This is a genomic window from Desulfuromonas acetoxidans DSM 684 (assembly GCF_000167355.1).
GTDB lineage: Bacteria > Desulfobacterota > Desulfuromonadia > Desulfuromonadales > Desulfuromonadaceae > Desulfuromonas > Desulfuromonas acetoxidans.
Map to the genome: position 1 here is coordinate 1 of NZ_AAEW02000041.1, position 10,919 is coordinate 10,919.

Consider the following 10,919-nt stretch of genomic DNA (forward strand, 5'->3'; position numbering starts at 1 on the left):
CGAATGGGAAAACAATGAAAAAAGCTCTTGCAGTCGCAGTGGTTCTTATCGCCCTTGTTGTTGCCGCACCCTTTGTCAACGGCCTGATGATGGAGAAAATCCTCCGTAGTCAAGTCGACAAGGCCAATGAACTGTACGAGTCGCAACCCTATTCCCCGAACTTTGAAATTACCCGGTATGAGCGCGGATTCGGTACGTCTGAAATCGAATTTAAAATCACCTTTAGCCAGTGGCCTGACGTCAACAAGGTTCAAACGATTATCATCAGTGAAAAAGCCAAGCACGGTATTCTTGGCGCCACCTCAACAGCCAGTTTGACACAAAATAGCTGGTACAACGACTTTATCAATGAATCACTGGAGGGTGTTGACCCACTCACCATCACCAGTCAATTCAACATGTTCAGTGGTTTCTCAACCACTCTGGACCTGGCTCCTTTTGAGTTTGATGTGGATGAAGATCACTTTGTGGTCAGCCCCGCAACTCTTGACATTAAAACAGACCGCTCCGGCAAACACCTTCTGGCAAATGGCTCTTTTGATGGCTTTTCCATTGCCGACGTCCTCGACCTCAAAGGGTGTTCCGTTACTTCCGATATCGACGTGTACTCAACGATGATTATGGACGGCGACTCATCCATATCCGTTGATCAGATCAGCGTTTATGCTGGCGATCAAAACGCCATTATGGACGTCTCGACTCTCAAAATGACATCGACGACGGATTACAATGAAGAAAGCCAGAGACTATCAACGGCCGCCACTTACAGTGTCGACAAAATCGTTACCGACGACGAAGAGATCAACAACGTCAACGTCAGTGTAGGCATCAATCAACTGGATTCCGAAAGTCTACAAAATCTCTACGATAGCTACATCAGCATGGTCAGCGATTTGATGACCAACATTTCCGCCTCACAGAACGACCCTGAGCAAATTGAAGAAATCATGCAACAACAGCTTCCCATGATCGGGCTGGGTCTGCTCCCGCAAGTGGAAAAACTGTTAACAAAAAACCTGCAAATTGAAATCACAGATCTGCATGTCGGCTTGTCCGAAGGGGACGTGGATGGTGACCTTGCCATTGCACTGAAAAAAGATATGACCTTGGCGGACTTCGCGACAATCGCACAACAGCCACAAACACTGGTGGACGTGTTTTCTTTTGCCTCCAACCTGAGCCTGCCCGAGGGCTTAGTCCCCGACCAGCAAAGTCTGCTCGTTCCTCTGTTTGAAGGGATGCAAACAGGCGTATTCGAACAACAGGAAGGAAAGCTGGTCCATCAGGCTGAGATCAAAGACGACCAACTGCTGCTTAATGGCCAAGAGTTAGTTTTGTAGCGAGGTACGCATGACTCAATGCGTTTGACAAAAAAGGGGGGGGGCATGGCAAGGAAAAATGAAAAAATCAGTTCCACGCGCAGGCAGTTCCTGATTCGTGTCCCGGTTTTAACAGCCGGGCTCGTGGCTTTGATGAAAACACCCGGCCGGGCTTGGGTGCCGACCGGGAATTATCGCCGGCGAATTGATTCACAAATGTGTATTAATTGCCAAACCTGTGTTGATGTCTGTCCGACCAATGCCATCGTAGAGGGCAATGACACCTGCGTCGTCAATGCCACCCTCTGCATCGGTTGCCAAGTCTGCGATGCGGAATGTCCTGTTGAAGCCATCGAAGAGGGAACGGAGATCATTGCGCCCACCGTGTACACTGACGAATGTGTGGCGTGCGGTGCCTGTACAAATGAATGTCCAACCAACGCCATCAGTGTTGGTGAGTATGCCGTCATCACCATCAATGCGTGTTCCGGCTGTCGTAAGTGTGTGGATAGCTGTCCGGTTCAAACACTTGGGTAATGGCAATCTAAATGATTATCCTGCATCAAGAAATGATTGGTAATTCTACTAATTATTTCTTGATGCATAACGGGGAGCTGAGGGGCCGGGCTTTTAAACCCCAAAAGCTCAGATAAAAGGTAAATTTTCCTGAATCAGGCACTTCCGAAAAGGCCGCGCAGTAAGCCTGGTCCCTCTCCAGCGTTTTGTTAGGATTTTATATCAATATAGCACCACCATCAATTACGAGAGATGTTCCTGTTATATAAGGATTTTTCATCAAATAAATATATGCGTCCGCTACTTCTTCAGGTGAAGCGATCTTTCCAGAAGGGAACTGTTGAGCATACGCCTCCACCTCTGGTGGTTTGGGGGCAACAAAACCGGGGCTTACAACGTTGACTCTTATTGGTGCCAATTCTACCGCCAATAATCGGCAAAATGCATCAGTGGCACTATTAATGATTGTCATGGTTGAAGCGTTTTTGAAGATTTTTTCGCCAGCAATACCGGTTGTCAGAATAATACTGCCATTTTGTCGAATATGACCTTGTGCTTTTTGTATGAGCTGGTACTGTCCCCAAAATTTGGTTTCAAATGCTTGTTTTGCCTGTTTAATATCAGTTTCAGCAAAAGGTGCGGGGGAGATTTCCGGCCTTGCAGTAATGACAAGATGATCGATATCTCCGATTTCTTCCATTACGCTCACCGTTTCATTTTCTGAGGTTATATCAAAGGAATAAGTTTCAATTCCGTTGCCAATTAGGGCCGCTAAATCATTATGTCTTCCTGCCGCATTTCTGGACGCTATAATAAGTTGTCCCCCAGCTTTGTAGGCGTGTTTTGAAATGGCAAGCCCAATGCCAGAACTACCGCCAACTATAAGAATCTTTTTATTATGTAATGAATTGTTCATCGTTTCCTTTGGACCCTAACGTTTAAAATGAGCAATCAAAAAGCCGCCTGCAGGTTTTTGATTGACCTCCTTTGGGTTGTTATATTCTTCAGTCATTTACAGCTTCCAAGTCGGATTCGAGTATCCACAAACTATTCTCGATTTCATTATGACAATGAAGGCCAATAAGCTTGTCAGCATTATCGATTTGGACCAAGAAGCGAGAACGCTCATTGAGCGGCTTTACAATTGTCCCTTCTTCACCGATTAGTGACCAGTAGTTTTCACTCGGATCGCAATCATCAGGTGTCTTCGTCGTATTGTTGATTGAAAGTAGTTTTACTTTGGTTCCGACTTTCATGCTACTACCTTTGGAATATAACTATAAATAGACAGTTCTGTATAAAACCTCAAACACAGAAAGCCCCTGCTATATAAATTCTTCTACCAAATTACTATCATGCGATTTTTAAGATAAGAATCGGTAAGTTACGGGCATGCGATCAATTCTATGCCCGTTTTATACAGACCTGCATAAATCCTCACAGCAGACCGTCCATCGGACTTTGCACCCCTTTTCCACCTTTATTAAGAACGTGTGTGTAAATCATGGTTGTATTCACATCCTTATGCCCCAATAATTCCTGTATTGTACGAATATCGTACCCAGCTTCCAACAAATGGGTTGCAAAGCAGTGGCGAAAGGTGTGACACCCGACTCTTTTGACGACACCGGCACGGGAAACCGCTTCACGGACAGCTCGTTGCAAAATCGTCTCGTGTACATGATGCCGCCCCTCTTCGCCGGTGATTTTATTTTTCCAGCGGTTCGCTTGTGGAAAAACCCACTGCCAGCGCCAATCCCACGGGGCTTGCGGATATTTCCGATCAAGGGCGCCTGGCAACGGAACCTTGCCACAACCATCGTTCAGGTCTTTGTCATGAATTTTCTTAACGTGAATCAAGTGTTCCTGTAAAGCAGCCACCAATGATTGCGGCAACATAGTGCGTCTGTCTTTTCCACCTTTACCATCGCGAACCAGAAGTTCCCTTCCAGCAAAATCCAAATCCTGCACCCGCAATTGCAGACATTCCATCAAGCGCAATCCAGAACCATAGAGCAAACTGGCCATCAACCATTTATCGCCATTTAACTGATCGAGAACCGCCTTAACCTCTTCGCGAGTCATGACCACCGGCAGTCGTTTTGGCTTACGCGCCCGGATCACCTCACCCAAATCACCGATATCCCGACCGATGACATGCCGATACAGGTAAAGAATTGCGCTCAATGCCTGATTTTGGGTCGAAGCGCTGACCTTTTTCTTGACGGCCAAGTAAGTCAGAAAAGCGTTGATTTCTGACTCACCCATATCTTTCGGATGCTGTTTTTTGTGAAACAAAATATAACGCCGAACCCACTGACAGTAGGTTTCTTCCGTGCGAGGGCGATAATGTCTGGAGCGCATCGATTCTCGCATTTGATCCAGCAACTTAGGCGGTCTTTTGGGATTATCAGCTCTAACTGATACTTCCTCCTCACTGATCATGTCACCTCGCACACCTGTCGCTGCGTGAATTCGCGTGATATTTAGTCTTCGCTCCAGCGTTTTTTTAAAGATAGAAGTTAATACATTGTTCAGAAAAATTCTATTTTTCTAATAATTCTACCTAATTGGTAAAACGAGAGGCACTCTCCATATTTCCTCATTCAGGGTTTGTATACCAACAAGCTCCCCTCTACTCATAGCTGAATGTCGAGATACCCTATCGGCAAGCCTTTTGTGTTACACTGACTCCGTAATGAGTCATGTTGTTCCAACGAGGGCAAAATATCTTTGGGAATGACCGTTTGGGGAAAATCTTTCCTGAACTTAAAGAACACCTTCAGCATCCCCTTCTTATTCCCTACCCCCGTCATACGTGTTGATTTCAACCCCCGCGGAAGCAAACGATTCAACACGTTGAAATCACTTACCTCGTAAGACAAAAGGACAAAAAAAATGAGCACACTATTATCGCAAGGCACAATCGGTAATGTCGCGCTAAGAAATAGAGTTGTGATGCCTCCTATGTGTATGTATCAAAGTGACGATACGGCTCAAGTCAAGGATTTCCATAAATACCACTACACCGCCAGGGCATTAGGCGGGATTGGTCTTATCGTCGTTGAAGCCACGGGCATTGAAGGACGCGGGAGAATTTCAGACTATGATCTCGGCATTTGGACGGACGCGCAAATGCGCACGCACAAAGAGCTTGTGGACGAATGCCATAAATTCGGGGCCAAAATGGCTCTGCAAATTGCCCATGCCGGCAGAAAAAGTGAGGTGAAAACGACCATTCCCGTTGCGCCAAGCGCCATCGCTTTTTCCCAGGAAGTGCCGTATAAAAAACCTGAGGCACTGACGTTGGAAGGCATTGAAGAGATAAAAGAATTGTTTGCCGATGCCGCCGTCAGAGCGCAGAACGCAGGGTATGACATCATTGAACTTCACGCTGCGCACGGCTATCTGTTGTGCGAGTTTTTGTCTCCTTTGACGAATCAACGACAAGATAGGTATGGCGGCAGCCTGGAAAACAGGTGCCGTATTGTTTTGGAAACAGTCAAAGCCATCAAAGAAAAGGTCGACATTCCTTTGATGGTCAGGATCTCTGCGGATGAATGGATGGAGAACGGCTGGAAGGTGGAAGATTCCATCTATCTGTCAAAAGAGTTGGAAAAGATCGGAGTGGCTGCGATGCATATTTCGGCTGGTGGCAACCACGAGGTTGTCGATCATCTGCCAGCGTTTGAACCACTTTATCAGTGTGATTATGCCCAGAAGATCAAACAGGCGGTTTCCATTCCCGTGATTGCGGTTGGTTTAATCACAACGCCACAACAGGGCGAAGGGATTCTGAAAAATGGCATGTGTGATTTTGTCGCCTACGGCAGAGAGCTGTTACGCTCTCCCAACTTTGTATTCCAGGCAGCGAAACTATTTGAAGAAAAAGATCACATTGAACAGTCGTATCTAAGAGCCTATTAAAAAAAACGCCACCAAAGCCCTTTAACAACAGGACGCTACCCCCGGAAGGAGCTTCCATTTCTATAGGCAAATGAATCAAACCCTTACACATCCATTGACAGATGTTATACTTAAGGTCCAAATTGTTTAGACGGTTCGGTTTCATATCAAAAGGCTAGGAAAAGGGGTAAAAGCATGTCAATGACACCTGAAGAGATCATCAAGGATATCAACCAGCTTGTCTCACTGCCGGAAGTGGTTGTTCGTGCCAATCAGTTGCTCGATTCGCCAACGGCTGATGCCGAGGAGATCGGCGAGGTGATCAGTCATGACCCGGCCCTGAGCGCCCAGTTGCTTAAGCTAGTCAACAGTGCCTTTTACCACTTACCTACCAAAGTTGAAACGGTCTCCCGTGCCATCACGGTGGTTGGCCTGAACGAATTGCGGTCATTGATCTTTGCTGCAACAGCAACCGAAACATTCCAAGACCTGTCGCCGGAAAGTATCGACATGAATGCGTTCTGGCAGCGCAGCGTTTACTGCGGCCTGATCGCCAAGAAACTATCGATGGTGCTCCTCGGTGGCAGTGGCGAGACCATGTTTTTGACGGGTCTTCTCCACGATGTCGGCCGCTTGATTCTCTACTCGCAACTGCCGGAACAAGCCCAGCAGATTGTCAGCGAGGCGGAAAAGGGTCAAAGCAGCCTGACGGCTATTGAAGAGAAGGTTCTCGGCTTTAGCAGCGCCCAGCTCGGCTCGGCGCTGTTGGAAAGCTGGGAATTGCCACAACGTTTGTGGAAACCGGTCCGCTTCCAGGCATCACCGGAAAACGCTGGCGACTTTCAGGGAGAAGCCACATTACTGAAGGTCGCGCTTCAGATCACCAATTGCGTTGAACCGGAACTGAAAAGCGGCCAACCGGTTCAGCTTGCCAGCCTGTCTAAGATCGAAATTCATGGCCTTGAAATCCCTCGCGAACAACTTGAGTTGTTGATCAGTGACGCCAGTGTTGAATGCTTTGATGTGTTGGCCATCGTCAATCCGAATGCCGGAATGATCTTTTAAGCAATAGCTTCACCCAAACGCACTCACCCACTAAAAAGGCCCTGCCGGTTAAATCCGACAGGGCCTTTGGTTTAAATGATCGACACCTCTGAGACTATTTATTGGCCACCTTACCGCGAATAGCCACATTAACCATCATGCCCCCAACCAGACAGGAATACTGATCGGCACTTTCAAACACTTTGTCTTTGGTCACGGAGTACAGGTCGATCGCAGCATTGCAGCGCTCTTTATACGCCCGCTGCTGAAAGGCCATCAGCGCTGAGACAAAAGCGGTTTGGCAGGCACCTTCTGCCGTTTTGCCAAACTTTCGCGCCCGTTTATTGGCGGTATATTCACGCGTAACACTTTGCACATTTCCGTGAGACTGACCTTTCATATAAAAAGAGATCGCAGGATCAAGCTTATCTTGGGCCAGTTGAGAGTTGAGTGCGTCCTTGACGGAGAAATACATCCATTGATCCGCAGCACAAACCGGCTGACTGAGAAGTGCCACCAGGAGCAATACCGAGAAAACAAGACTAAAACGAGAAAACATAACCACCTCCATAGATGTGAAAGTAATTGAGTCAGACTGGTCGTAGTTAAACACTTAATAATGAACGTTTCAATACTTTAATTTTAATCTGACATTCGAAGGCCTGTCACAACAAGCCTCCTGATATCGTAGAATATTAAACCGGCCCCATGACGTGGGCTTCTGCACAAACACAAAAGGCCCCACCGAAGAACATCGGCGGGGCCTTTTGCATGGAGCAATTGAAAGGAGCGCTATTCCCCGCGCAACTTCTTGCGCAGCAGTTCATTGACCATACCTGGATTGGCCTTGCCCTTACTGGCTTTCATGATCTGGCCGACAAAAAAGCCGAGCAGCTTGTCTTTGCCTTCGCTGAACTCTTGGGCTTGGGCCGGGTTGGCGGCAATGACATCATCGACCATCTTTTCGATGGCGCCGGTGTCGGTGACCTGCTTAAGCCCTTTTTCGTCAATGACGGTATCGGCATCTTTGCCCGTGGTCCACATTTCGTCGAACACGGTCTTGGCGATCTTGCCGGAGATGGTTTTATCGTCAATCCGCTTGAGGATGCCGACCAGCAATTCCGGCGTCACCGGAATATCCGCCACGCTCAGGCCTTCGTCGTTGCGACGGCGCTGGACATCGCCCATCACCCAGTTGGCGCAAGCCTTGGCGTCTTTGTGCAGCTGAGCGCAGGCATCAAAATACTCGGCCAGGGCGCGCTCAGCGGTGAGGATTTCCGTATCGCGTTCAGGCAGACTATATTGCTTGATGAAGCGCGCCTTTTTGGCTTCGGGCAGCTCAGGCAAACCATCGCGGACATCACTCACCCACTCATCGCTGATAATCAACGGCACCAGATCAGGATCGGGGAAGTAACGGTAGTCGTGCGCCTCTTCCTTGCCACGCATGGAGCGGGTCAGACCGGTGTTGCTGTCAAACAGGCGGGTTTCCTGAACCACGGTGCCGCCGTCTTCCACCAGTTCGATCTGGCGGTCGATTTCATACTCGATGGCTTCTTTGATAAAGCGGAACGAGTTGATGTTTTTCAGCTCGGCACGAGTGCCGAACTCCTCCTGCCCCCAGGGACGCACGGAGACATTGGCGTCGCAACGGAAGGAACCTTCTTCAAGGTTACCGTCACAAATGCCGAGGTACATGACGATCTGATGCAGTTTTTTCAGATAGGCAATTGCCTCGTCGCTGCTGCGCATATCCGGCTCGGAAACCACTTCGAGCAGTGGCGTGCAGGCACGGTTGAGGTCAACGCGTGACCCGGCACCAACATCGTCACTGTGCAACAGTTTACCGGCATCTTCTTCCATGTGGATGCGGGTGATGCCGATCTTCTGCGCCCCGCGATGGTCGCTTTCAATATCCAGGTGACCGTGCTCGCAGATGGGCAGCTCAAACTGGGAGATCTGATAACCCTTGGGCAAATCGGGATAGAAATAGTTTTTACGGGCAAAAATCGACCGCGGCGAGATCTGGCAGTTTGTGGCCAGACCGGCCTTGATGGCGTTTTCCACCACCTGACGATTCAGCACCGGCAGCGCACCGGGCAGGCCGAGGCACACCGGGCAGGTCTGCGAATTGGGCTGGTTGCCGAACTGCGTGGAGCAGCCACAGAAAATCTTGGTTTTGGTGGTCAACTGGACATGCACTTCCAGTCCGATGACAACTTCGTATTTATCTCTCATATCGCTCACAACCTTTCTGCATCACTTCAATGCTGGATGCAGGGAGCCGGTCGGCTCGATGTTATCAATTAAAGTTCAGGACCCTGTGTATGCCAGTCCGTGGCCTGCTCATAGGCATAGGCGGTCTGCAGCAGCTCCGCCTCACCAAATGGCTTGCCGAGCAATTGCACGCCAATGGGCAGCCCCTGTTCGGTGCGTCCACACGGCAGGCTTAATCCGCAGATACCGGCCAGGTTGGTGGAGATGGTGAAGATATCGGACAGATACATGGTCAGAGGATCAGCCATTTTTTCACCAAGCTTAAAGGCTGCGGTCGGAGCCACCGGGGTCAGGATGCAATCAACCTGTTCAAAGGCGTCGAGGAAATCCTGACGGATCAGTGAACGCACTTTTTGAGCCTTGAGGTAATAAGCATCGTAGTAGCCGGAAGAGAGCGCATAGGTGCCGAGCATGATGCGGCGTTTAACCTCGTCGCCAAAGCCCTGTGAGCGGGTCTGCATGTACATGTCGATGAGGCCGTTGCCTTCGTCGACACGCTCACCGAAACGCACGCCATCGTAGCGGGCCAGGTTACTGGAGGCTTCAGCCGTGGCCACCACGTAGTAACAGGCCACCGCGTACTTGGTGTGGGGCAGGCTGACTTCGACGATTTCAGCGCCAAGCTTGCGGTAGGTCTCCACCGCAGCGTCAATGGCCTGCTTGACTTCAGCATCAAGGCCGTCGATGAAATATTCCTTGGGCAAGCCGATCTTTTTGCCGGCCACGCCCTGCTCGAGATTCTCCAGGTAATCAGGCACCGGCATATCAACCGAGGTGGAATCGGCCGGATCATAACCAGCCACAGCGCCGAGCATGATGGCGCAGTCGCGCACGTCGCGAGTCATCGGACCAACCTGATCCAGCGACGAGGCGTAGGCGATCACTCCATAGCGCGATACCCGGCCATAGCTGGGTTTCAACCCGACCACACCGCAATGGGATGCAGGCATACGGATCGAACCGCCGGTGTCAGTACCGAGGGTCGCCACGGCCTGACGTGCCGCCACGGCAACGGCCGAACCACCGGAAGAACCACCAGGAACACAATCGAGGTTCCACGGATTGCGTACCGGGCCATAGCCGCTGTTTTCGTTGGAACTGCCCATGGCGAACTCGTCCATGTTGAGTTTGCCGACGATCACCGCGCCCTGCTCTTTGAGCTTACGCACGGCCGTGCCATCGTAAGGCGGGCAGTAATCACCGAGGATCTTGGAGGCGCAGGTGGTGCGCAAGCCCTCGGTGATAAAGATATCTTTCAAGGCCACGGGAATGCCGGTGAGCGGTTGCACGTTACCGGCAGCGCGCTGGGCATCGGCCTGGCGGGCCGCTTCAAGAGCTTCGTCGTCACACACGGTAATAAACGCATTCAACCGTTCGTCGGTGTCTTTAATCCGTTGCAGAAACGCCTCGGTCAGCTCCACGGAAGTCAGGGAGCCGTCCGCCATGCGTTGTTGCATGTCATGGATGGTCAGGTCTGTCAGTTGCATAGTCACTCCACATCGTGACCGTTGCCGGTCATCATTTGATCCATATTCTGCTTATTCAATAACCTTGGGCACGCCGAAGCAACCGTCATCCGGGTCCGGGGCATTGGCCAGCGCTTTTTCAGTTCCCAAAGACGGGGTGACCTCATCGGCACGGAACGCATTTTCCAGCGGAACCGCATGGGCCATGGGAATAATGTCGTCGGTGTCCAGCTCGTTGAGCTGTTCCACATAGCCGAGAATGGCATCCATTTCGCCGGTCAGGCGATCCAGCTCGTCATCCGCCAGGGCCAGACGTGCCAGCCGGGCCACGTTTTCCACTTCGCTACGGGTGATTTTCATTGGTCTTCCTCCGNATAAATAATTGTAAATG

General features: G+C 50.1%; 11 protein-coding genes. 4 read left to right on the forward strand and 7 right to left on the reverse strand.

The window, feature by feature from the left end:
- Positions 1-1,340: DUF945 family protein (locus DACE_RS16435; RefSeq protein ID WP_155809184.1), on the forward strand; the 1,340-nt coding region annotated here is incomplete at its 5' end.
- Positions 1,341-1,385: 45 nt separating this feature from the next.
- Positions 1,386-1,856 carry a 4Fe-4S binding protein gene (locus DACE_RS18745; RefSeq protein ID WP_050770061.1) on the forward strand — a complete coding sequence of 157 codons (471 nt, stop codon included), beginning with the start codon at positions 1,386-1,388 and terminating at the stop codon, positions 1,854-1,856.
- Positions 1,857-2,052: 196 nt separating this feature from the next.
- On the opposite strand, the gene DACE_RS16445 is transcribed toward DACE_RS18745, so the two are convergent.
- From DACE_RS16445 to DACE_RS16455, 3 genes are all read right to left on the reverse strand, one after another.
- A complete protein-coding gene (locus DACE_RS16445) occupies positions 2,053-2,751 on the reverse strand; it encodes an SDR family oxidoreductase (RefSeq protein ID WP_006003228.1) in 699 nt (232 codons plus the stop codon).
- 88 nt (positions 2,752-2,839) lie between these two features.
- Complete coding sequence (locus DACE_RS16450) at positions 2,840-3,091, reverse strand: hypothetical protein (protein ID WP_040367907.1); 252 nt, start codon at positions 3,089-3,091, stop codon at positions 2,840-2,842.
- A gap of 181 nt (positions 3,092-3,272) precedes the next feature.
- The gene (locus DACE_RS16455; protein ID WP_006003230.1) at positions 3,273-4,280 is read right to left on the reverse strand and encodes an integron integrase; all 1,008 of its coding nucleotides are present in this window, start codon (positions 4,278-4,280) and stop codon (positions 3,273-3,275) included.
- Positions 4,281-4,733: 453 nt separating this feature from the next.
- Between DACE_RS16455 and DACE_RS16465 the strand changes: the two genes are divergently transcribed.
- Entirely contained in the window at positions 4,734-5,762 is a 1,029-nt protein-coding gene (locus DACE_RS16465; RefSeq protein ID WP_006003232.1) for an NADH:flavin oxidoreductase/NADH oxidase, read from the forward strand.
- 174 nt (positions 5,763-5,936) lie between these two features.
- Entirely contained in the window at positions 5,937-6,806 is an 870-nt protein-coding gene (locus DACE_RS16470; protein ID WP_006003233.1) for an HDOD domain-containing protein, read from the forward strand.
- A gap of 94 nt (positions 6,807-6,900) precedes the next feature.
- Here DACE_RS16470 and DACE_RS17705 read toward each other — a convergent pair whose 3' ends face one another.
- The 4 genes from DACE_RS17705 to gatC all read right to left on the reverse strand — a co-directional run bounded on the left by DACE_RS17705 (position 6,901) and on the right by gatC (position 10,888).
- Positions 6,901-7,344, reverse strand: a complete 444-nt coding sequence (locus DACE_RS17705; protein WP_050770062.1) for a hypothetical protein — start codon at positions 7,342-7,344, stop codon at positions 6,901-6,903.
- A gap of 233 nt (positions 7,345-7,577) precedes the next feature.
- On the reverse strand, positions 7,578-9,032 hold the full coding sequence (gene gatB, locus DACE_RS16480) for an Asp-tRNA(Asn)/Glu-tRNA(Gln) amidotransferase subunit GatB (protein WP_272940878.1): 1,455 nt from the start codon (positions 9,030-9,032) through the stop codon (positions 7,578-7,580).
- A gap of 59 nt (positions 9,033-9,091) precedes the next feature.
- Positions 9,092-10,549, reverse strand: coding sequence for an Asp-tRNA(Asn)/Glu-tRNA(Gln) amidotransferase subunit GatA (gene gatA / locus DACE_RS16485; RefSeq protein ID WP_006003238.1), 1,458 nt, complete (start codon positions 10,547-10,549; stop codon positions 9,092-9,094).
- Positions 10,550-10,600: 51 nt separating this feature from the next.
- On the reverse strand, positions 10,601-10,888 hold the full coding sequence (gene gatC, locus DACE_RS16490; RefSeq protein ID WP_006003240.1) for an Asp-tRNA(Asn)/Glu-tRNA(Gln) amidotransferase subunit GatC: 288 nt from the start codon (positions 10,886-10,888) through the stop codon (positions 10,601-10,603).
- Between the last annotated feature and the right edge of the window lie 31 nt (positions 10,889-10,919).